The sequence below is a fragment of the Streptomyces sp. NPDC050535 genome, from assembly GCF_044457665.1.
Taxonomy (GTDB): domain Bacteria; phylum Actinomycetota; class Actinomycetes; order Streptomycetales; family Streptomycetaceae; genus Streptomyces.
Map to the genome: position 1 here is coordinate 860,011 of NZ_JBITHE010000001.1, position 21,636 is coordinate 881,646.

The following is a 21,636-nucleotide window of genomic DNA, read 5'->3' on the forward strand; positions in this document are numbered from 1 at the left end:
CCTATGCATGACGAACGCCGCCGTATCGAGGAGCGCGTCGCCCGCGTCCACGACCAGCGCATCAAGCCCGCCACCTACGCCGCGTCCGTGCCCTTCGAGGTCGAGGCCTGGCAGGCTCCCGGTGAGCCCGTCCCCTTCGAGGAGGCCGCCGCCGCCTCGTACGAGCCCTTCGCCATGGACACCCCGTGGGGCCCGCCTTGGGGGACCACCTGGTTCCGGATGCGCGGGACCGTGCCGCCGGAGTGGACCGGCAGGCGCGTCGAGGCCGTCATCGACCTCGGCTTCACCGGCGACTGGCCCGGCAACCAGGCCGAGGCGCTCGTCCACCTCGTGGACGGCACCCCCCTGAAGGCGGTCAACCCGCTCAACCAGTACGTGGCGATCGCCAACCCGGCGAGCGGCGGCGAGGAGATCGACTACCTGGTCGAGGCGGCGTCCAACCCGGACATCCTGGCCAACGACTTCGCCCGTCCGACCCCGCTCGGCGACGTCCTCACGGCCGGCGACAAGCCCCTCTACACCTTCCGGCGCGCCGACATCGCCGTCCTGGACGAAGAGGTCTGGCACCTCGACCTGGACATCCAGGTGCTGCGCGAACTGATGCTGGAGCTGAACGAGCAGGACCCGCGCCGGCACGAGATCATGCACGCGCTCGACCACGCGCTGGACCTCCTGGACCTGGACGACATCTCCGGCTCGGCGGCCGAGGTCCGCGCCGCCCTCGTGCCCGTCCTGTCCAAGCCCGCCCACGCCAGCGCCCACACCCTCTCCGGCGTCGGCCACGCGCACATCGACTCGGCCTGGCTGTGGCCGATCCGGGAGACCAAGCGCAAGACCTCCCGCACCTTCTCGAACGTCACCTCGCTCGCCGACGAGTACGAGGAGTTCGTCTTCGCCTGCTCGCAGGCCCAGCAGTACGAGTGGGTGCGCGACAACTACCCGCAGGTCTGGGCCCGTATCCAGGAGTCGGTGAAGCGTGGCCAGTGGGCGCCGGTCGGCGGCATGTGGGTGGAGGCCGACGGCAACCTGCCCGGCGGTGAGGCCCTCGCGCGCCAACTCGTCCACGGCAAGCGGTTCTTCATCGAGCACTTCGGCGTCGAGACCAAGGGCGTCTGGCTGCCGGACTCCTTCGGCTACAACGCCGCCTACCCGCAGCTCGCCAAGCTCGCCGGCAACGAGTGGTTCCTGACCCAGAAGCTCTCCTGGAACCAGACCAACAAGCTTCCCCACCACACCTTCTGGTGGGAGGGCATCGACGGAACCCGCATCTTCACCCACTTCCCGCCGGTCGACACCTACAACGCCCGCTTCAGCGGCGAGGAGATGTCCCGGGCCGTCCGCAACTACGCCGACAAGGGCCGTGGCACGCGCTCGCTGGCCCCCTTCGGCTGGGGCGACGGCGGCGGCGGTCCCACCCGCGAGATCATGGAACGGGCGCGCAGGCTGGCCGACCTGGAGGGCTCCGCGAAGGTCGTCGTCGAACACCCCGACGCGTTCTTCGCCGCCGCGCGCGAGGAGTACCCGGACGCCCCGGTCTGGGTCGGCGAGCTCTACCTCGAACTGCACCGCGCGACCTACACCTCGCAGGCCCGCACCAAGCAGGGCAACCGCCGCAGCGAACACAGGCTCCGCGAGGCCGAGTTGTGGGCCACGACGGCCGCGCTGCACGCGCCGGGCTACTCCTACCCGTACGAGAAGCTCGACCGGCTCTGGAAGACGGTCCTGCTGCACCAGTTCCACGACATCCTGCCGGGGTCCTCGATCGCCTGGGTGCACCGCGAGGCGGAGGCCGAATACGCCCGAGTGGCCGAGGAGTTGGAGGTGCTGACGGCCGAGGCGCTGGCCGCGCTCGGCGGAGCGGAGACCCGGGTCTTCAACACCAGCCCGTACGACCGGGCCGAGGTGGTCCGTACGTCGGCCGGTGTCCCGATGTACGCGGAGGTACCGGCGAGCGGCAGCGCGCCCCTCGCGGTCGCCGAGTCCCCGCACCCGGTGACGGTCACCGGCCGGGTCCTCGAAAACGGCCTGGTGCGCGTCGAGTTGGCCGAGGACGGCACCCTCGCCTCGGTGCGCGACCTGAAGGCGAACCGCGAGGTCCTCGCCGACACGGGCAACCTGCTCCGACTGCACAGCGACCTCCCGAACTACTGGGATGCCTGGGACGTCGACAAGCACTACAAGAACCGCTACACGGACCTCCTGGACGCCGACTCGATCACGGTCGTCGACGAGGACCCGCTGCTCGGCGCGATCCGGGTGGAGCGCTCCTTCGGCAAGGGCTCGCGGATCGTGCAGACGATCACCGTCCGCGCGGGCAGCCCCCGCATCGACTTCGAGACGGAGATCGACTGGCACGAGGCCGAGAAGTTCCTGAAGGCCGGCTTCCCGGTGGACATCCGGGCCCCGCACTCCTCCGCCGAGATCCAGTTCGGCCACGTCCAGCGCCCCACCCACACGAACACCAGCTGGGAGGCGGCCCGGTTCGAGGTGTACGGCCACCGCTGGGTGCACGTCGGCGAACCGGGCTACGGCGTCGCGGTCATCAACGACTCGACGTACGGCCACGACGTCTCCCGCACGGTCCGCGAGGACGGCGGTACGACGACGACGGTCCGGCTCTCCCTGGTGCGCGCCCCCCGTGTGCCCGACCCCGAGGCCGACCAGGGGAAGCACCGCTTCACGTACTCGCTCCTGCCGGGCGCGAGCATCGGGGACGCGGTCGCGGAGGGATACGCGCTCAACCTGCCGCTGCGGGTGGCTGAGGCCCGGCCGACCGAGCCCGTCGTCTCCGTCGACGGCGAGGGCGTCACCATCGAGGCGGTCAAGCTCGCCGACGACGCCTCGGGCGATGTCGTCGTACGTCTCTACGAGTCCCGGGGCGGCCGGGCCACCGGCATCCTGCGCACCGGCTTCGCGCTGGCGGGCGCCCAGATCACCGACCTCCTGGAGCGGCCCTTCCCGGACACGACGACAACGGTGGACGGTGACACGGTGACGGTGTCGCTGCGACCGTTCGAGGTGCAGACGCTGCGGCTGGCGCGGCGCGCGTAGGCGACGCGGGGGTGCCGGCCCGGGTGGGCCGGGCGCCCGCCTGAGCGCTCACTCCTGCGGACCGCGTTGCGTGGCCCGTTCGGACGGCCGAGGTCTTCACGCAAGCTGCGCAGGGTCTCTACCGATGCGCACCGTGGTTCGGCGGGGGTTTGTCGTGACCGGCGCGCGCGTGTCTCGCGCGCGCCGGTCACCGAAGGTGATGAAGTGTGCAAATTTTGTTACATAGGTGTCTGCGTGAGGCAGATGCGAAGGTGACTGGGCGTGTGTCGAACGAATCTGACGGACGAAAAGATTCTTCGCACCCGCGTGCGATGTTGGGTCGGCTTCCTGTGAAGTGGCCAAGGCTATGAGTCGACATTATGTCCTGCAGGTGTCGTGGAGCGGTCGACGAGAAAGATGCGAGGATTTACTTTGGCGTTTTCCGATTCCCGCATTTCAGATCCTGGAGTTACGGATCTCCTTTTCCTGGTCCGGGTAGTTACTGGCCGCTAAAGTCCAATTGATGCCGGGCTTATGTTCGACCTTCGAACTCTGAGCCGAGGCCGCCCCAAGTTAGGGCACCCTTCCTTTCCTATTGCGGTCGGCCAAACGGTGATCGCAAGTGGCCAGGAGTGATCCACGGACTCCGTGCGGCGTCGGCCCGGTGCCTTCACATAAGTAGCCTAAGTGTCAAAAGGTCTAAAACGGACGATGGCGCGATGCATCTCGTTCGAGGTGACTGGTTCGTCAACTGCGGTCCAGGATTTTTGCTGAAATCCCTGTAGCTAGGGATTTGGAGCCAGGAGCATTTCTGCTGGCGTGTCCTCGGCTGGCTTGTCGTGGTTAAGGTGGGTGCCTGGTCTGAGCCTAGGTGGGTCCAGGCCCTAGGGGGGTCCCGGAGTGTGGTGCTCCGGGACCTTCCGTCTTATGTGACGTACTTCATCCGGGCTTCTCGGTGCTCATCTGATGCCCTATCCGACGCTTCTGTGAATATGCCAGAAAATGGCGTCCCCGCATATCCCGATGAATTCCCCTGAATTGTGGAATTGTAGATTCCTGTGATGTTCCCCACCATGGTCAACAAGGCAGGCTGGAGATTCCCCAGGGCAAGGGGATTCTTCCCGCCGCTTGAAAGGTCCTCGCTGGAGATTTGCCACGGGCTAGGGGTAGCGTTATCGGCCTGACGTTCTCACCGTGTGCCGCCCTGGCCACCACAGCACATCGCCCGGGCGGACGTCGTAGGAGAGGGCGCTGGATCCACCGCCCGGGTGCGCCCGCCTTTACGGGGGCGCACCTGCGTATATCGATCATAAAGGGACATCAGGCCGCATGTGTACCGCTGTCAGCGGTGGCTTCGCCGCGTGTATCTGCCGCGCGACCCATCGCCGTGAAGACATGACCGTCCGTCACCAGGCTTGCTCCGCCGCGTCGTTCGGCTCCAGGCAGGGTTCTCGGCCGCGCGAGAGGGGGGTGTGACGGATGCCCGCCATGCCCCACGCTCCGCGGCTGAGTGACCTTGTTCTCGGCCGCGCGACCATGCCCGAGGGAAGCTTCCTCAAGCACCTCCCCGCACCGACCTGGAAGGCGATGATCCAGGACTGGGACCAGCGCATCCGCTCCTACAGTCGGGATGACCGGCTCCCGCTGGGCCCGGACGACCGGCACGTGTTCATCATCGTGCAGGGGTGCGTCCGTCAGGAGCGCTTCCCCCACGGCGCCTTTCCCGGGTCGCCCACGATCACCCGTTTCCGTGGCATCGGTGAGGTGGTCGGCGAAGCCAAGCTCATCGAGCGGACCTCCGCGGTCAGCACCACGTGCCTGGCGAAGACGTACGTCATCCCCTGGCGCGTCAGTTATATGCACCGTCTGCAGCGACAGCACCCGGATGTCCAACTGGCCCTGCTGCGCAGCATCGAGGACCGCAGCAGGCGGGACGAGCGGATTTACGGCACCTTCGTGCTGCCGCCGTTCCAGCGCGTCAGCATGCTCCTGGCGCATCTCGCGGAGACGGCCGGTGTGCCCGACCCCACGGTCTCGCGCCGCACTGTCATCAGCGGTCTGACCCAGCGGGATCTGGCCGCGGCCCTCCAACTCGGTGTCTCCACGGTGGAGAACGCGGTCAGTAGTCTCCGGCGTCACGGTGCTCTAGAGGCGGGATACCGTAAGTTCATCGTTCACGATCTCGATGCCCTTCACGACAGTGCCATCAGCACCCAACCCTAGATATCTGGACCCACCGCCCCAAAAACCGCACCCACCACCCCGGACTCCGGGCGTGCGGCCCTCGGACCAAAATTAGGAAGAAACATGCTGCTCAGCGCCATCGTCGCCGAACCCAGCGACGCCACCCTCATCGCGACCGGCGTCACTTCCTTCGTCGCCGGCGGTGTCGGTGCCTTCACGGTGACGCACCACAGGAAGATGTTCGCCTGGATCAAGAAGGTGAACGGGAGGGACGAGACCGCCGCCGAACTCGACGTCCCCAAGAAGGCGTTGGACCTGTTGTTCACGGAGGTGTGCCGGCTCGCCAACACGCCCGCCTACGCGGCGGGCCTGGTGGAGGTCACGCGGATCGCCAACGAGATCAAGGGGCGCATCGCGAACACCGAAGACATCCGTCCCGAGCTCGAAAAGGTCGTCGGGTGCGCGAAGGACTATGTCGCCACGGCCCTGCCCGAGCTTCCGACGACCGTCCGTATGCCTGTCGCCGACATACGGGCCCACCTGGTGCAGGCGATGAAGCAGGAATCCGCCCGCACCGCTCTCGAGTGCGCCATCAACTCCGCCGAGCAGAGGATAAACACGCTGCGACGCGTCTGAGCACGGGGCTCACCCGAGACGGTGAGGGGCTGCACGAAGATCTTCGTGCAGCCCCTCACCGTCTCCGGGCCCGGAGACAGACCAGCGCCCTCAGATCCGTGAAGGCCAAGGCGACCTTGCCCGCCTCGATACGGATGAACTTCGAGCCGGACCAGAGCTGTTCGGGCCGACCGGACCAGCATCCGGACCGTGACCGTGGTGCCCCGGGACGCCACACGGTCGGATGAAGACGCCGAAATGCCGGAACCCTCCCCGACCTCCAGGTGCCGTGGGGGACGAGAGCCGGATCAGCGAGGTGCAGGTCAGTGAGCCGGGCCTGGTCGTGCCTGCCACGGCCTCCACCACGTCGCCCTCGGTGGGTGTGTAGGAGTCGCCGGCCCTCGCAGTCGGATGACAGGCCGAAGGGACGGAATGGGTGCCCGGTCTCCCGGCCGGGCACCCATCGTCGTACGCCCTGCCAGGACGGTCAGCCGGTGAAGCCGGCCGTGATGGACGTGAACTGCCAGTTGGTCTGGCTGATGCCGGAGCAGTTGCTCACCACGCCGCCGCCGGCGCAGGGCCGGTCGCGGTTGACCGCCCAGTAGGCGAGGCGGGCGATGTGGTGCGAGTTCGCCCAGTCGCGGATCTGGGTCCAGATCGCCGGTGAGGTGAGCTCCTGCTGGTCACTGAGCCCGTTCATGCCCGAGATGCCGATGTGCGCGTACGCCGTGGCGTCGTCCCAGCCGAAGGTGGACTTCAGCTTGGTCTTCAGGCCCTCGGTGGCGTTCACCGTGTTGCCGTACATGTCGGAGCCGCCGCTGAAGTCGAACGGCATGATCGTGAAGACGTCGATGTTGGCGCCCAGGGCCGAGGCCCGTTCGATGAGCCGGTTGCCCCAGTAGGTCGGGCCGGTCGTCGAGGTGCCGAAGGTGATGATCGTGCGCAGGCCCGGGTTGTTCGCCTTGACGATCTTCAGGGCGTTGAGGATCCGGTCCTGGACGACCTCGTTCTCGAACTCGTCCGTGTTCTCGATGTCGACGTCGATCGCCTTGAGCCCGTAGGCGTTGATCACCTGCTGGTACGCGCCCGCCAGCGCCTCCGGCGTCGAGCAGTTCGGCCCGAGCTTGTTGCCGCTCCAGCCGCCGATCGACGGCACGATGTCACCGCCCGCCGCACGGACGGCGTTGATGACCGACTGGTCGTTGCCGCCGGTCAGCGCCCGCGACCCGTCCCAGGCCGGGTTGCAGCCGCCCGAGGAGAGGATGAACGCCATCGTGAACCACTTGATCCCGGTGGAGTTCATCACCGTACTCACGGCGGGCGGGTCGCCCCAGCCGAGGTAGAGGTACGGTGCCGCCTGCTTGAAAGCCGTGCCGCCGCTGCCCGCGTTCGTGGTGACCGAGACGGAGTTGGAGGCGGCGGAGAGGTTCCCGGCGGCGTCCCGTGCCCGCACGGTGAACGTGTAGGCGGTGCTCGGGGACAGGCCGCTGACCGTCCCGCTGGTGCCCGACACGCTGAGCACCTGGTTGGCGCCGCTGTAGACGTTGTAGCCGGCGACACCGACGTTGTCGCTCGACGCTCCCCATGCCAGGGACACGCTGGAGGAGGTTTTGGCGGGGGAGGTCAGGCCGGTCGGCGTCGTCGGCGCCTGGGTGTCCGAACCGCCGCCGCCGGGGCCGTCCAGACTGACGTCGTCGGCGTAGTAGGTGCCCTGGCCGTACCAGCCGTGCGTGTAGATCGTGGCGCTGGTCTGCGAGGCACCGGTCGTGAAGTTCACGGTCAGTCGGCTGTACGCCGACGGGGATGTCGTCCACGTCGCCGCGCCGCCGTCCACGCCCAGGTACACGTAGTTGCCGCGCACCCAGCCCGTCAGGCTGTACGCCGTGTTCGGCTGGACGGTGACGGTCTGGCTGCACTTGGCGTTGTCGCTCGCGCTCGCCGCCCCGGTGAGGGCCTTGGTGCCGCCGTGCACGGGCGTCGAGACGACCGAGCCCAGGTTCCCGGTGCAGGACCAGGGCGAGAGGGCGCCCGACTCGAAGCCGGGGTTGGTGAGGATGTTGGCCGCGTGGGCCGTGGTGGGCAGGGCGACCGCCCCGGCCAGAGCCAGGGCGGCCGTGCCGAGCAGAGCGATGAGGCGGCGTCTGGAACGCCTGAAGTGTGTGATGCGCACGCGATCTCCCTGAAGAAATGGGGGTGTTCGGGAGTGCTGGAGGGTGCGCAACCAAGTTGGTATGGACCAATCGAGCTGTCAAGAGACTGTGCGTGGATTGGTCCAGACCGATGGTCGGGGCGGGGGCGGGGCCGGCTCTTGGCGAGGGCTGGGCTACGCGGGAGCGGCGGCGGTGGTGGCGCCCGCGGCTGCCTGGGCGATGCCCGACGCGATGGCGGGTGAGGCGTTGGGGGCGATGCCCGACGCCATGGCGGGTGAAGCGTTGGCGGCGATACCCGGCGTGACGGTCGGCGTGAGCGCGCTCTCCGCCGCCGGTGCGGCCGTGGGCTCCGTGACCGGCGTCGTGAGGGGCTCCGTGACGGCCGCGGGCGCGGCAGGCAGTGCCTCGGTCCGCTGCTGCGGCAGCGCCACCGGACGCACCGGGCGCGGTCCCGTGACCACCGCGTAGTCCTGTCCGAGGTGCGCCGGAACGATCTCCCCGGTCTCCTCGCCGAGCGCCAACTGCACTGCCGCCCAGGGGGCGTTGATCCCGCACAGCGAGAGCTGGTGCAGTCCGCCGGCCGGCCGGGTGTTGACGTCCATGAGGACCGGCTCGTCCCCGTACATCCGGAACTGAATGTTCGTCAGGTAGTGCAGCCCGAAGGCCTCCGCGAGCCGGCGCGCGGGCTCGATCCAGGAGGGGTGCAGCGTGAACCCGCGACGGCGCCCGTTCTTGGTGCGGCCCACGGCCATCCGGACCCGGCCGTCGGGTCCGGTGAGGCAGTCGACGGACACCTCCGGCTCCGCCAGCAGCGGCATCACCAGCCAGTCCACGGGCTTCTCGGACCCTCGCAGCGCGTCCTGGACCAGGCTCAACGGCACGTACGAGCTGGGGAATCCATTGAGGTGCATGAGTGAGAAGGGGGCGCGCGTGATCACGCGGAAGCCCACCCCGCCCGCACCCGCGGCGGGCTTGAAGCAGGCCTTGTGGCCCGCGGCCTCCAAGGTCTCGACGGCGACGAGGAGTTCCTCCTCGTTGCGCACCCGCCACCACGGCGGCACCGGGATGCCCATGGCCTGGAGCGCCTGATACGCCGTCACCTTGTCGCGGAAGATGGCCACCGCCTCGGACGGCGGCGCGAGCAGGGCCGTACCCTGCGCGGCGAACTCGGCGCGATGCGCCACGATCGACGTCTGGTGCAGCACGGGCACGAACACGTCGATCTCGTGCCGGGCGCACTGGTCGAGGGCGTACTCGACGTAGGCGGCCCGGGAGAGGCCCTCGGGTTCCATGGCCGCGGTGTCGGCGGCGGCCAGGATGGGCGAGTCGGCGTCTCCGTGCGTCGCATGGATCTCGACGGGGCGACGCTGCGGATTACTTCGCAGCTGATCCATGAAGAAGACATTCTCCGCGTACGTGCGGTTGAGCCAGACGCGTACGCGAGAACCCATGCAGGCCGCCTTTCACGGTTTGCGGGCACAACGAAGCAGGCCGTGCCCGGCCAGGGGAGAGGGAGGTACACCAAGCCACCGCAGACCGGGGGAGGTTCAGGATGGTGGTGTTGGGGCGATCATAAGGGGCGCGGGACGGATGTGACGCTACGAGCGTGTTACGGATTCCCGAATTGTGGACCCCGGACTGTGCCGGACGGTCTTGTGAGGCCCCCGTCCCGTGTGTTCTGGTGATGCTATTCGTGTTCGCGGAAGGGGCGAGGGTGGAGTCGACGGCCGGCCGTTCAGGACAACTGTTGGCCATCAGTGATCTGCACATCGGGTACGCCGAGAACCGCGCCCTGGTCGAGAAGATGCGTCCCCAGTCGGACGACGACTGGCTCCTGGTCGCCGGTGACGTCAGCGAGAACGTGGCCGACATCCGCTGGACCCTCGAAACGCTCAGCGCCCGCTTCCGCAAGGTGATCTGGGCACCCGGCAACCACGAGCTGTGGACCCACCCGAAGGACCCGGTGCAACTGCGCGGCGTCGCCCGCTACGAGCATCTCGTAGCGCTGTGCCGGGAGTTGGGCGTCACCAGCCCGGAGGATCCGTACCCCGTGTGGGACGGACCGGGCGGCCCCGCCGTCATCGCACCGCTCTTCCTGCTCTACGACTACTCCTTCCTGCCCGGGGGCTGCACCACCAAGGAGCAGGGGCTCGCCTACGCCGAGAGCACCGGGGTGATCTGCACCGACGAGCACTTCCTGCACCCCGACCCCTACCCGAGCCGCGAGGCCTGGTGCCGGGCCCGGGTCGCGGAGACCGAGCGCAGACTCGCCGAGCTGCCCGACGACCTGCCGGTGATCCCGGTCAACCACTATCCGCTGGACCGCCACCCGACGGACATCCTGCGCTACCCCGAGTTCGCGATGTGGTGCGGCACCCGGCTGACCGCCGACTGGCACCGCAGGTTCCGTATCGAGATCATGGTCTACGGTCATCTCCACATCCCCCGGACCACCTGGCACGAGGGTGTCCGCTTCGAAGAGGTGTCCGTGGGCTACCCCCGCGAGTGGCGCACCCGCCCCGGGCCGCCCGGTACGCTGCGCCGCATTCTGCCGATGGAGGTCGGAGCCGGTGATCGAGGAGCTGCTCCCGGAGTCCGTGGTGGCCGTGGAGACCTACGGTGACGACGGCGCCGAGGGTACGACCCTGTACCCCGAGGAGCAGGCGCTCCTGACCCGGGCCGTGGAGAAGCGGCGCCGTGAGTTCACCACCGTGCGCGGCTGTGCCCGGCGTGCCATGGAGAAGCTCGGGGTGGCCCCGGCGCCGATCCTGCCCGGCGATCGCGGCGCCCCACAGTGGCCCGCGGGCCTGATCGGCAGCATGACGCACTGCGACGGCTACAGCGCCGCGGCCCTCGCCCGCGCCACGGATCTGGCCTCCCTCGGCATCGACGCCGAACCCCATCTCGTGCTCCCGGACGGTGTCCTGGACGCGGTCGCCCTGCCCACCGAGGTGGACCGGCTGTCCGGCCTCGCGGCCCGGATCTCCGACGTCCACTGGGACCGCCTGCTGTTCAGCGCCAAGGAGTCGGTCTACAAGGCGTGGTTCCCGCTCACCGCGAAGTGGCTGGACTTCTCCGAGGCGGACATCGACATCCTCGTGGATGCCGGTGCCGGGGGCCGTGTGCTGACGGGGCGGCTGCGCGCCGAACTCCTCGTGCCCGGCCCGCTGGTCGGCGGCGACCGCGTCGGGTTCTTCGACGGGCGCTGGACCGTCCAGCGGGGCTTGGTCGCGACGGTGGTCACGGTGCCGCACGGCTGAGGCCGTGCGCTGTTACCCGGCCGGGGCCCGGTCCCGGCGTCCCTGGGCCGGGGCCCCGGCGCAGTTCCCTACCAGTCCCCGTGCCGGTCCCAGGGTCCGCGCCGGTGCCGGGGTGGCCGGGGCCAAGTCCCTGCCCCTGAGCCGGGGCCCCGGCGGACCGTGCGCCGACGCGGGCCTCAGAACTGCGACGGCTCCGGGCACCAGGTGTGCAGCAGTCGGAAGAAAGCCTCCTCGTTGCCCGCGAGTCCGGCCGCCGCCAGTGCGCGTTCCGCCTCGGCCAGCGCGGCGGGCGGCACCACGGGTGGTCGGCGCCCGTCGGGCGGACTGTCGAAGGCGGCTCGGACGGTCTGGAGGAGACGCAGGTAGGCCTGCACGGCGGCGCGTTCGTGATCGGTCAGTACGGCGGTCGGCATCGGACGGCTCTCCCCGGGTCGGCTTGTCGAAGCGGTACATGGCGGTACTGACCCCAGCTTGCCTTCCGCCACTGACAATCCGGTTCCGGTGCCCGGGGGTTCGCCTGCTTAGCGGAGGCGAAACCTCACGGAAATCCCTTGGGGGACGAGGGCCCTAGGCTGGAACGGCAAGCTGGGAACCGCTTTCTCGGCGGCTCGGGAGCTGCCCCACGGCGGCCTGGGAACAGGAGGCGAACCCATGGTCGACGTACCGTCGAAGCGCCCGCGGCGCGCCCTGCGCTCGGTGGGCGACGGGGAACTGCGCCTGCGGCACCGGGTCGTGCACGGCTACCGGCGCGCCTACCGGATGGCCGGCGAGGGGCCCGCGCTCGTCCTGATCCACGGCATCGGCGACTCCTCGGGCACCTGGGGCGAGCTGATCCCCGACCTCGCCCGCACCCACACGGTGATCGCGCCCGACCTCCTCGGCCACGGAGAGTCCGACAAACCCCGGGCCGACTACTCGGTCGCGGCGTACGCCAACGGAGTACGTGACCTGCTGGGCACGCTCGACATCGAGTCCGCCACGCTGGTCGGTCACTCGCTGGGCGGCGGCGTCGCCATGCAGTTCGCCTACCAGTTCCCCGAACGCACCGAGCGGCTCATCCTGGTCAGCGCGGGCGGCGTCGGGGGCGAGGTCAACCCCGTACTGAGAGCGGTCTCGCTGCCCGGCGCCCACCTCATGCTCTCCACGCTGCGGCTGCCCGGCATGCGCCTCCAAGTGGGCCTGTTCCTCCGCCTGATGAAACTCCTCGACACCGATCTGGGCCAGGACGCGCCGGAGTTGCTGACCCTGGTGGACGCGCTGCCCGACGCGACGTCCCGCAGCGCCTTCATCCGCACGCTGCGCGCGGTGGTCGACTGGCGCGGACAGGCGGTGACCATGCTCGACCGCTGCTACCTGACCGAGGGCATGCCCACGATGCTGCTCTGGGGCGACCGGGACAGTGTGGTGCCGGTGCGGCACGCGTACGGGGCGCACAAGGCGATGCCGGGCAGCCGCCTGGAGATCTTCGAGGGCGCCGGCCACTTCCCCTTCCACAGCGATCCGGCGCGCTTCCTTTCCCTGGTCGAGGAGTTCACGAGCACCACGAGCCCCGCCGGCTGGAACCGCGACCACTGGCGCGAGCTGCTGCGGGCTGGCCGCCCTGGTACGGCCGTCGGCCAGCCGGACACGGCTCGGAACCGGGCGGTGGAGAGAGACTTGCGAGAGGCGAGCGAACGCAGCGCGACGTGAGGCAAAGGTGCGGGCGGGGTGTGCCTGACCGTGCGTCCGAGGCGTGGACGGGGTTGCGTGACTCCACGTCCGCGCCATGGTCCGGCGGACGGGTCCTGGCCGGCTCCTAGCCGACGCGCTCGTGGGAGCCGGTCCCCGCCCCGGACGCGGCCCGGTCCCGGACGGTCGCCACGACGGGGGAGCGGCGCAGGGCGACGGACATGCCCACCAGGTCCCGTGGACCGCCGGCCGGGTCGGCGGACGGGGTGCTGTCCGCGGTCGCCGCGCAGATGATCCTGCCCTCCGGATCGTCGGCCCTGGCCCGCAGCGCCGCCGTCACCATCGCCGCGTCGGCCTCGGCCCGCGCCCGGTCCGGGCCGGAACCCGCGGCCACGGCGGCGTCGTGGGCTCGCGCCCGCACCTCGGGGTCGAAGTAGGGATACAGGCTGAGCAGGCCGTCGTGGATGTCGGACTCCCGCTGGGTCACCTGGAGTTCGGCGGGCGACCACCAGGCGATCCGTACCGCGTGGGCCCCCGCGGGCTGCAACTCCCGCCAGAGCGGCCCGAGGCGGCGGTAGGTCGCCCAGGTGCTCCACACGTCGCCGAAGCGCTGACAGGCCATCGGCACACAGAAGCCGATCGCGCAGATCAGCTCCGCGGCCGCGGCCAGCGCGGGGGCGACGTCGGAGCTCAGGTGGTCGAGGTTCCCGCCGTTCCAGCGCGCCACGACCGCGGTCAACTTGGCCACCGCGAAAGTGATGTTGGTCAGGAAGCCGATCACGATGATCAGCAGCCCGGCGCGCAGCCAGCCGCGTACCTTCCGCGCCCAGCGCCAGCACATCGCGATCATCGCGACGTTCGCGACGGCGAGCGCGGCCAGGTACAGCACGATCATCTCGCGGATGTAGGGGGTGTTCGCGTAGTAGGTGTCGAAGTCCCGCTGCCGTTCCTCGGGCGCGTGCCCGAGGCCGAACAGTGTCATCGTCGCCACGATCACCACGGCGTACCCGGCGACCCAGCGGTGCGCGGCCCGGCGGGCCACCTCCGGAGGTCCGCCACGCCAGTGGAGCAGCAGCAGCAGGCAGGAGGCGCTGAAGGCACTCAGCAGGCAGTACACGAGCGCGGCGGAGATGTTGGGGATCCCGGCGGTGCGGTTGACCCAGCCGATGGTCGGCGGGGCGGCGAAGAAGAACACCAGACCGGAGAGCACGATGAGCGTGTAGACCGACCGCAGCAGCGGGTCACGCCAGGCGCGCAGCACCGCGGGACCCTTGAGGACACACGCGATCGCCATCGCGATCGCCGGTGTGTAGTAGCTGGAGTCGTGCACGGCGTCTCAGCCCTGCGGCCCGCGGTAGCCGAGCGACGCCTCGATCCGGCCCGCGAGTCCGTCACGTGGCGACGGCCTGCGCAGCGCCGAACCGGCCAGCCACGTACGGCACTTGCTGGCGAGCAGCAGACCGAAGCTCTCGGCCTCCGCCTCGTCCGCGAGGTGCGAGCGGGTGCGCGCGGCGACCTTGAGGACGGTCGCCTGGAGGTCCGCGCCGTCCCTGAGCAGTCGGGCCGCGACGGCCGCGCCCTCGACGTGATGGCTGCAGTGCCCGGCCGTCATGTGCCACAGCTCGTGGCCCAGGATCACCAACTGGTGGTCGGGCGCCGTGCGTTCCTCGATGACGACGAGGTCCTGGTCGGCCATGTCGAGCCAGAGCCCGCTGGCGGTCCCGGGCGGGAACGCGGCGGTACGGAACTGGACGGGGCGGCCGCGGCGTCTGCTCATGGCGTCGCACAGCGCGGCGTAGAGCTCGGCGGGTTCCGCCGGCGCCGGGAGCGCCAGCTCCCCGACCAACTCGCCGCACAGGCGGCGCATGTCCCTTCGGATGCCCACAGTTCTCCCCGTGCTCACGACTCGGGCCGCTTGACGCTTTCCAGGAGCATGTCCAGCCACTCGGCGACCTTGTCCCGGTGCTGGTCGGTGGGCAACTGGGCGGCCCGCCAGGCGATTCCGCGGACGCCGTGGTCCAGCAGGAGCCGCTCCAGCGGATCGGCGGCCACCGAGGCCGCCGCGCGCTCGCGGTCGGCGAGTCGCTGCAGCAGTTCCTGTTCCGAGCGCTGGAGGGCGCCCACGAGGGCCTCGGAGTCCTCGGCCGTGAGGAACCCGGCATGGACCCTGAAGAAGCGCTGTATGGCGTCGCAGTGCTCCATGGTGGGGCGCCGGTCGCCGTTGATGAGGGCTCCCGCCTGCTGCCGGGACATGCCGGCGCCGTCCGCGATCTCCTGCTGCGTGTAGCGGCGGCCGTTCGGCTTGAGCCGGGTGCGGCGCAGCAGATCGAGACGCTGCAGGAAGCGGGCCTGAAGGTCGGGCTCTCCGGCGTGGCGGCCGGTCAGCAGGGCCCGCACCACGGGTTCGGGGACGCCGGACTCGGCCGACAGCCGCCGCACGTCGAAGACCTCGGCGTACTGGACGCCGAGCCGGTCGGCGAGCGCGGTGACCCGGGCCACGACGGCCTGCAGCAGAACCGTCGCCGTGGCGCCCGGAACTTCGAAGCCATCCGTCACCGACAGATCTCCTACATCTTTTCTCAGGTCTCTCACATGATGGTCAGGAACCATCGGGAGACTAGCCCCTTGTTCGAACTCGCATCCAGGTCTCGCCACAACTGTGGCGGGATTCAGCCGTCAACAGACGCCAAATGCCACGATAGTTGACACGGCAACACTCCGGGAAGCAGGATCGGGGCGCCGCGTGAAGGCCGCAGAGGCAAGAGGGGTGACCTCCCGATGGCGTACCAGGCAGGATGGCAGCGGTCCCAGCCGCGACCTGTCCCCGAGAGTCTCGAAGCGCAGGCGTATCTCCAGGACTACGCCGGACTTCTCGAGGCCGTCCCGTTCCCCTCCGTCGTCTTCGACCAGCGCTGGGACGTGGTTCTGTCCAACGACGCGTTCGAGACACTTTTCGCCGGTGTGGGAGCCCACCCGACGGCGATGCCGGGCGACAACTTCCTCCGGTTCGTCCTGTTCCATCCGGACGCGAGCACCGTCCTCGGTGAGCACGAGTCGAGCTGGTGTCTGCCGATGCTGGCCCACTTCGCGGCCGCCGTGGAGCGGAACGAGCAGGACCGAGCACTCCAGTCGATCCGCCGGGACATCGCCCAGGACCCGATCATGGACGCCGCCTACCGGCACGGTCTGCCGCACTGGATCCGGGCGGTCGGCCCGGACGGCGTCGAGTCCGACGGCGCCGTACGCCCGCTGGTGCACCCCGATCCGCGCTGGGGCCGTACGGACTGCCGGATCGTCGGCGACACCCCCAAGTCCCTTCATGACATGGGCTACACCCGGATGACGCTGGTCCTGCGCGACGCCCGGCACGACGCGGTGACCGGACCGCGCAGGGCCCGCAAGACCCGCAACGGCGCGGCGGAGCTGCGCGCGGTGTGAGGCCGCGCGGCGGTCGCGTCACGGGGGTGCGAGGCGGGCGTCGGTAGCACCACCGTGGTGTGAGCCCGTTCAGCTACGCGTTCCGGGTGGCACCACGAGCACGAGCGGAACCCCGTCGTACGGCACCATCGGGACCCCACCGAAGCCCTCGGTCCGCGCCGGGGCACTGAACGAAGTCCGGCCCCTTGGTGATTCCGATCTACGCGGCGCAGCGGCTGTCCGCCGGCACGGCGACCGGGTGCAGGATTCGAAACGGCCGGGCTACCCGGCGAACTCCCGCATCCAGGCCTCGACTTCGTCGGCCGAGCGCGGCAGCCCCGCCGACAGGTTCTCGTGGCCGTCCGCCGTCACCAGCAGGTCGTCCTCGATCCGGACACCGATGCCGCGCCACTCCTCGGGCACGGTCAGGTCGTCCGGCTGGAAGTAGAGGCCGGGCTCGACGGTCAGCACCATGCCCGGCTCCAGGATCCCGTCGACGTACTCCTCGTTGCGGGCCATGGCGCAGTCGTGCACGTCGAGTCCGAGCATGTGGCCGGTGCCCGCCATGGTGAAGCGGCGCTGGAGGCTCAGCTCGTACGCCCGCTCGGCCGGGCCCTCGATGAAGCCCCAGTCCACCAGCCGTGCGGTCATGGACCGTTGGGCGGCCTCGTGGAAGTCGCGGAAGCGCGCACCCGGCTTCACCGTGGCCATGCCGGCTTCCTGGGCCTCGTACACCGCGTCGTAGACCTTCCGCTGGAGCGGGGTGAAGGTGCCGCTGACCGGGAGGGTGCGGGTGACGTCGGCGGTGTAGAGCGTGCGGGTCTCCACGCCCGCGTCGAGCAGGAGCAGTTCGCCGGGACGGACCGGGCCGTCGTTGTCCGTCCAGTGCATGATCGTGGCGTGTTCGCCGGCCGCGCAGATCGAGCCGTAGCCGACGTCGTTGCCCTCGACGCGGGCGCGGCGGAAGAAGGTGCCCTCGATCCACCGTTCCGAGGTGGCGACGGCCTGGGACAACTCCCGTACGACATCGGTGAATCCGCGGACCGTCGCGTCCACGGCACGGCGCATCTCGCCGATCTCCCACGCGTCCTTGACCAGCCGCAGCGCGGACACCGCCTCCTCGAACTCGGCGTCCCGCTCCTCGTCCGTGGCGAGCGCCGCGTCGAGTTCGGCGCTGTGGCCCCGCACGAGACGGGTCGGTACGCCGGTATCCCTGAGGTCCTCGGCGATCGTACGGATGTCACGGCAGGGCAGGCCGAACACCAGCTCCGACTCGGCGAGGGAGCGTCGGCGGCCCATCCAGAGCTCGGACGTCATGCCCGTCCAGAACTCGTCGCTGTCCCGGCTGTCGCGGGGGAGCTGGTAACAGTGCGCGTCGTGCCCGCCGTCCGCGCGCGGCTCCAACACCAGTGCGCCGTCCCGAGCTTGATCGCCCGTCAGGTGCACGTAGCCCGTGTACGCGCGGAACGGGTAGTGACTGTCGTTCGAGCGGATCCTGAGACTTCCCGCGGGGACGACGAGCCGTTCGCCCGGGAAGCGGGCGGAGAGCGCGGCGCGGCGGCGGGACGCGTGCGGCGCCTGTTCGTCCGGTCGCAGGTCGTGCCGCTCGGTGTCGGCCCAGCCCGTCCGCATCAGGGCGGAAAGCTCGTCGGAGATCCCTGGATAGAGACTGTTCTTCCGGCCCTTGGCCACGTCGGGCACCTCTTCTGTGTGTCGGTCGCTGCGTCTGCGCGCGGTGCTGCGCGCTGTGTCGTGTCCGGTGTTCGTGCTCGGTGTACCGCACTGCTCCCGGCCGGTCAGTCCGGTTGTTCCCAGCGAGAGAAGCATGTGACATAGTACTGCCGTGAGCAAGCGACTGACCTGCGATGTCGTGGTGGTCGGAGCCGGAATGGTGGGCGCGGCCTGCGCCTTCTACGCGGCTCGTGCCGGTCTGGACGTCGCGCTGGTGGACCGTGGTCCGGTGGCCGGCGGCACGACCGGCGCGGGCGAGGGGAACCTGCTCGTCTCCGACAAGGAGCCCGGACCCGAGCTCGGCCTCGCGCTGCTCTCGGGGCGCCTGTGGGCGGAACTCGCCGAGTCCCTGGGGCGGGCGATCGAGTACGAGGCCAAGGGCGGTCTCGTCGTGGCCTCCGGGCCCGAAGGGCTGGCCGCGCTGAAAGCCTTCGCCGCGGGGCAGCGGGCTGGCGGGGTCACCGCGACGGCGGTCGGAGCGGACCAACTCCACGACCTGGAGCCGCACTTGGCACCCGGGCTCGCCGGTGGCGTCCTCTACCCGCAGGACACCCAGGTGATGCCGGCCCTGGCCGCCGCGCATCTGGTGCGGGCGTCGGGGGCCCGGCTGCTGACCGGACGGACGGTGACCGAGGTGCTGAGCACGGCCGGGGGCGCGGTGCGCGGGGTGCGGACCGACCGGGGTGACATCCACACCCCGGCCGTGGTGAACGCGGCCGGGACCTGGGGCGCGGCGGTGGCGGCGCTCGCGGGGGTCTCCCTGCCCGTCCTGCCCCGCCGGGGGTTCGTCCTCGTCACCGAGCCGCTGCCCCGGATGGTGCGGCACAAGGTGTACGCCGCCGACTATGTCGCCGACGTGGCCAGTGACTCGGCGGCGCTCCAGACCTCGCCCGTGGTGGAGGGGACCGTCGCCGGGCCGATCCTGATCGGCGCCAGCCGCGAGCGGGTGGGCTTCGACCGGTCCTTCTCGCTGCCTGCCGTACGGGCTCTCGCGGCCGGGGCGACCAGGCTTTTCCCGTTCCTGTCGGACGTGCGCGCGCTGCGTACGTACCTGGGTTTCCGCCCGTACATGCCCGACCACCTGCCCGCGCTCGGGCCCGACCCGCGGGTGCCCGGCCTCTTCCACGCCTGCGGGCACGAGGGCGCGGGCATCGGGCTCGCCACCGGCACCGGTCACCTGATCGCGCAGGTCCTCACCGGCAAGACACCGGACCTCGGCCTCGCGCCGTTCCGGCCCGACCGCTTCCCCGAGGAGTCCGTGTGAATCCCCTGGAGCTCGTCCAGGCCCAGCCGGGGCCCGCGTTCACCGTCACCCTCGACGGCCGCGAGCTCGACGCCCGGCCGGGTCAGACCGTCGCCGCCGCGTTGTGGGCGGCGGGTGTCACCTCCTGGCGCACCACCCGGGGCGCCGGCCGCCCGCGTGGCGTCTTCTGCGGCATCGGCGTCTGCTTCGACTGCCTCGTGACCGTCAACGGCCGCCCCAACCAACGGGCTTGCCTCGTCCCGGTCCGGCCGGGCGACACCATCCGCACGCAGGAGGGAACAGGCCACGATGACTGAGCGACCCCACCTCGCGGTGATCGGCGCGGGTCCTGCGGGCCTCGCCGCCGCCCTGGCCGCGGCGGTCCGAGGCATCCGGGTCACGCTGATCGACTCCGCGCCGGAGGCGGGCGGCCAGTTCTACCGCCAGCCGGCCGCGGGATTCGGTGCCCGTCGCCCACGTGCACTGCACCACCAGTGGCGCACGTGGGAGAGGCTGTCGCGAGGCCTCGCCCGGGGGGTGGAGGCCGGCAGCATCGAGCATCTGGCGGGGCACCATGTGTGGCTGGTCGAGCGCGCCGCGGGTGGGGTTCCTGGCGGGCCTGGAGTGGTCGACGTGACCGGTGTCTCCGACGGGTCCGGAGCCGTCGGCGCGAGCGAGGTCCCGGGCGGGCCTGGGACGGTCGGCGCGGCCCAGGTCCATGGCGGGCCTGGGACGGTTGGCGTGGCCGAGGCTCATGGCGGGTCTGAGCCTGAGGGAGTCTGCGTGGTCGAGGGCCATGACGGGCCTGAGGCGGTCCGGGTAGCCGAGGTCCCCGGCGGGTCTGAGGTGCTCCGTGTGGCCGAGGTCCCCGGCGGGTCTGAGGCGGTCGGCGTGGCCGAGGCCCATGGGGGGCCTGAGGTGGTCCGGGTAGCCGAGGTCCGCGGCGGGTCTGAGGTGCTCCGTGTGGCCGTGGCTCCCGGCGGGTCCGAGGCAGTCGTGGCCGCGGCGCCCGGCGGGCCGGAAGCAGCCCGTGCGGCCGGGGTCCCTGACGGGGCCGCAGCGATCGGCGCGGCCCAGCCGACGGCTCCCGCCCGTTCCTTCACCATCCACGCTCTCACCGGCCCCCTTCAGGAAGCCTCCGTCACCCTTCGCGCCGACGCCGTCCTCCTCGCCACCGGGGGTTACGAGAAGGTACTGCCGTTCCCCGGCTGGACCCTCCCCGGTGTCGTCACCGCCGGGGGTGCCCAGGCCATGCTGAAGGGCGGCCTCGTGGTTTCGGGGCGGAGGGCGGTGGTGGCCGGGACCGGGCCGTTGCTGCTGCCCGTGGCTACGGGGCTCGCCGCGGCCGGGGTCGACGTCGCCGCGCTCGTCGAGTCTGCCGATCCGAGGAGGCTCGCGCGGAGGGCGGGGGCGCTGGCCGCCCAGCCAGGCAAGGTCGCCGAGGGAGCCCGGTACGCGGTTCAACTCCTCCGGCACCGCGTCAAGTCGCTCACCCGGCACACGGTTGTGGAGGCGCACGGCAGTGAGCGGCTCACCGCCGTGACCGTCGCCGCGCTCGACGACGACGGGCGCGTCAGGACCGGCACCGAGCGGCGTATCGCATGCGACACGCTCGCCGTCGGGCACGGCATGCTGCCGCACACGGATCTCGCCGAGTCGCTCGGCTGCCGTGTCGACGGCCTCGTCGTCCATGTCGACGGGGAACAGCGGACCGACGTGCCCGGTGTCTGGGCCGCGGGCGAGACCACCGGCATCGGCGGCTCCACGCTCTCGCTCGCCGAGGGCCACATCGCGGGACAGTCGATCGCCGCCCGGCTGAACGGCCGCGAACCCGACCCGCGCGAGTGGGCAGCGGCGGCCGACTCCCGTACGAGAACGCGGGAGTTCTTCGCCGCGATCGACACCGTGTACGCACCGCCCGCGCACTGGACGGACCAGGTCACCGACGACACGGTGGTGTGCCGGTGCGAGGAGGTCACCGGCGGTGCGATCCGCGAGGCCGTCGGCCAACTCGGCGCGGGCGACGTGCGAACCGTGAAGCTGCTCACCCGGGCCGGCATGGGCTGGTGCCAGGGCCGGATCTGCGAACCCGCGGTCGCGGGCCTCGCCGGGTGCGAACAGTCGGCCGCCCGGCGGCTGTTGGCCCGCCCCGTGCCACTCGGAGTACTCGCCCACGCCGGGGAGCCCGACGACGACTGAGTCTCAGCCCTCTGCCCGGAATCCGACGACGACCGAGTCTCAGGCCCTCTGCCCGGATTCCGGGGGCGACCGAGTCTCGCCGCCCCCGGAATCTGACGGCGACCGAGCCCCGCAGCTCCCACAAACCCCGTCGCACCGA

Annotated in this window: 17 protein-coding genes and 1 pseudogene; 11 read left to right on the forward strand and 7 right to left on the reverse strand. The window is 70.6% G+C overall.

Going from position 1 to position 21,636, the window contains the following annotated elements; genetic code table 11:
• The first annotated feature begins 3 nt into the window (after positions 1–3).
• The 3 genes from ACIBLC_RS03625 (at position 4) to ACIBLC_RS03635 (ending at position 5,850) form a co-directional block, all read left to right on the forward strand.
• Positions 4–3,051 (forward strand): alpha-mannosidase, encoded by a 3,048-nt coding sequence (locus ACIBLC_RS03625; RefSeq protein WP_399208967.1) that lies wholly within the window; start codon positions 4–6, stop codon positions 3,049–3,051.
• Between the two features lie 1,467 nt (positions 3,052–4,518).
• Positions 4,519–5,253, forward strand: a complete 735-nt coding sequence (locus tag ACIBLC_RS03630; protein WP_399208968.1) for a Crp/Fnr family transcriptional regulator — start codon at positions 4,519–4,521, stop codon at positions 5,251–5,253.
• Positions 5,254–5,337: 84 nt separating this feature from the next.
• On the forward strand, positions 5,338–5,850 hold the full coding sequence (locus ACIBLC_RS03635) for a hypothetical protein (protein ID WP_399208969.1): 513 nt from the start codon (positions 5,338–5,340) through the stop codon (positions 5,848–5,850).
• 466 nt (positions 5,851–6,316) lie between these two features.
• Here ACIBLC_RS03635 and ACIBLC_RS03640 read toward each other — a convergent pair whose 3' ends face one another.
• Together ACIBLC_RS03640 and ACIBLC_RS03645 are read right to left on the reverse strand one after the other, a co-directional pair.
• Positions 6,317–7,999, reverse strand: a complete 1,683-nt coding sequence (locus ACIBLC_RS03640; RefSeq protein ID WP_399208970.1) for a carbohydrate binding domain-containing protein — start codon at positions 7,997–7,999, stop codon at positions 6,317–6,319.
• A 153-nt stretch (positions 8,000–8,152) separates the two neighbouring features.
• Positions 8,153–9,430, reverse strand: a complete 1,278-nt coding sequence (locus ACIBLC_RS03645) for an ATP-grasp domain-containing protein (RefSeq protein WP_399208972.1) — start codon at positions 9,428–9,430, stop codon at positions 8,153–8,155.
• Positions 9,431–9,693: 263 nt separating this feature from the next.
• On the opposite strand from ACIBLC_RS03645, the gene ACIBLC_RS03650 reads away from it, so the two are divergent.
• Together ACIBLC_RS03650 and ACIBLC_RS03655 are read left to right on the forward strand one after the other, a co-directional pair.
• Entirely contained in the window at positions 9,694–10,602 is a 909-nt protein-coding gene (locus ACIBLC_RS03650; protein WP_399208973.1) for a metallophosphoesterase family protein, read from the forward strand.
• Complete coding sequence (locus ACIBLC_RS03655; protein ID WP_399208974.1) at positions 10,550–11,239, forward strand: 4'-phosphopantetheinyl transferase; 690 nt, start codon at positions 10,550–10,552, stop codon at positions 11,237–11,239. The genes ACIBLC_RS03650 and ACIBLC_RS03655 overlap by 53 nt, the downstream gene beginning before the upstream one ends.
• Positions 11,240–11,415: 176 nt before the next feature.
• On the opposite strand, the gene ACIBLC_RS03660 is transcribed toward ACIBLC_RS03655, so the two are convergent.
• The gene (locus tag ACIBLC_RS03660; RefSeq protein WP_399208975.1) at positions 11,416–11,652 is read right to left on the reverse strand and encodes a hypothetical protein; all 237 of its coding nucleotides are present in this window, start codon (positions 11,650–11,652) and stop codon (positions 11,416–11,418) included.
• 238 nt (positions 11,653–11,890) lie between these two features.
• Here ACIBLC_RS03660 and ACIBLC_RS03665 point away from each other — a divergent pair, with 238 nt between their 5' ends.
• Entirely contained in the window at positions 11,891–12,928 is a 1,038-nt protein-coding gene (locus ACIBLC_RS03665; RefSeq protein ID WP_399208976.1) for an alpha/beta fold hydrolase, read from the forward strand.
• A gap of 106 nt (positions 12,929–13,034) precedes the next feature.
• On the opposite strand, the gene ACIBLC_RS03670 is transcribed toward ACIBLC_RS03665, so the two are convergent.
• The 3 genes from ACIBLC_RS03670 to ACIBLC_RS03680 are packed head-to-tail and all read right to left on the reverse strand — an operon-like array spanning position 13,035 to position 15,463.
• Positions 13,035–14,237, reverse strand: a complete 1,203-nt coding sequence (locus tag ACIBLC_RS03670) for an MAB_1171c family putative transporter (RefSeq protein WP_399208977.1) — start codon at positions 14,235–14,237, stop codon at positions 13,035–13,037.
• A 6-nt stretch (positions 14,238–14,243) separates the two neighbouring features.
• A complete protein-coding gene (locus ACIBLC_RS03675; RefSeq protein WP_399209277.1) occupies positions 14,244–14,774 on the reverse strand; it encodes a toxin-antitoxin system, toxin component in 531 nt (176 codons plus the stop codon).
• Positions 14,775–14,806: 32 nt separating this feature from the next.
• Positions 14,807–15,463 (reverse strand): helix-turn-helix domain-containing protein, encoded by a 657-nt coding sequence (locus ACIBLC_RS03680; RefSeq protein ID WP_399208978.1) that lies wholly within the window; start codon positions 15,461–15,463, stop codon positions 14,807–14,809.
• Positions 15,464–15,685: 222 nt separating this feature from the next.
• Between ACIBLC_RS03680 and ACIBLC_RS03685 the strand changes: the two genes are divergently transcribed.
• Positions 15,686–16,345 (forward strand): hypothetical protein, encoded by a 660-nt coding sequence (locus ACIBLC_RS03685; RefSeq protein WP_399208979.1) that lies wholly within the window; start codon positions 15,686–15,688, stop codon positions 16,343–16,345.
• A 261-nt stretch (positions 16,346–16,606) separates the two neighbouring features.
• On the opposite strand, the gene ACIBLC_RS03690 is transcribed toward ACIBLC_RS03685, so the two are convergent.
• Entirely contained in the window at positions 16,607–18,016 is a 1,410-nt protein-coding gene (locus ACIBLC_RS03690; RefSeq protein WP_399209278.1) for an aminopeptidase P family protein, read from the reverse strand.
• Positions 18,017–18,167: 151 nt separating this feature from the next.
• On the opposite strand from ACIBLC_RS03690, the gene ACIBLC_RS03695 reads away from it, so the two are divergent.
• From ACIBLC_RS03695 to ACIBLC_RS03710, 4 genes and pseudogenes are all read left to right on the forward strand, one after another.
• A complete protein-coding gene (locus ACIBLC_RS03695; protein ID WP_399208980.1) occupies positions 18,168–19,319 on the forward strand; it encodes an NAD(P)/FAD-dependent oxidoreductase in 1,152 nt (383 codons plus the stop codon).
• A complete protein-coding gene (locus ACIBLC_RS03700; protein WP_399208981.1) occupies positions 19,316–19,615 on the forward strand; it encodes a (2Fe-2S)-binding protein in 300 nt (99 codons plus the stop codon). The genes ACIBLC_RS03695 and ACIBLC_RS03700 overlap by 4 nt, the downstream gene beginning before the upstream one ends.
• Positions 19,608–19,781 (forward strand): annotated as a pseudogene (locus tag ACIBLC_RS03705) (FAD-dependent oxidoreductase); the annotation flags it as partial. The gene ACIBLC_RS03700 and the pseudogene ACIBLC_RS03705, both read left to right, overlap by 8 nt.
• A 408-nt stretch (positions 19,782–20,189) precedes the next feature.
• Positions 20,190–21,497 (forward strand): FAD-dependent oxidoreductase, encoded by a 1,308-nt coding sequence (locus tag ACIBLC_RS03710; RefSeq protein ID WP_399209279.1) that lies wholly within the window; start codon positions 20,190–20,192, stop codon positions 21,495–21,497.
• Positions 21,498–21,636 lie beyond the last annotated feature (139 nt).

What these genes read in the sequence shown, in the direction of transcription:
- ACIBLC_RS03625 (WP_399208967.1), top strand. Translation starts at nt 4, where the DNA reads ATGCATGACGAACGCCGCCGTATCGAGGAGCGCGTCGCCCGCGTCCAC.
- ACIBLC_RS03630 (WP_399208968.1), top strand. Translation starts at nt 4,519, where the DNA reads ATGCCCCACGCTCCGCGGCTGAGTGACCTTGTTCTCGGCCGCGCGACC.
- ACIBLC_RS03635 (WP_399208969.1), top strand. Translation starts at nt 5,338, where the DNA reads ATGCTGCTCAGCGCCATCGTCGCCGAACCCAGCGACGCCACCCTCATC.
- ACIBLC_RS03645 (WP_399208972.1), bottom strand. Translation starts at nt 9,430, where the DNA reads ATGGGTTCTCGCGTACGCGTCTGGCTCAACCGCACGTACGCGGAGAAT.
- ACIBLC_RS03660 (WP_399208975.1), bottom strand. Translation starts at nt 11,652, where the DNA reads ATGCCGACCGCCGTACTGACCGATCACGAACGCGCCGCCGTGCAGGCC.
- ACIBLC_RS03665 (WP_399208976.1), top strand. Translation starts at nt 11,891, where the DNA reads ATGGTCGACGTACCGTCGAAGCGCCCGCGGCGCGCCCTGCGCTCGGTG.
- ACIBLC_RS03675 (WP_399209277.1), bottom strand. Translation starts at nt 14,774, where the DNA reads ATGCGCCGCCTGTGCGGCGAGTTGGTCGGGGAGCTGGCGCTCCCGGCG.
- ACIBLC_RS03685 (WP_399208979.1), top strand. Translation starts at nt 15,686, where the DNA reads ATGGCGTACCAGGCAGGATGGCAGCGGTCCCAGCCGCGACCTGTCCCC.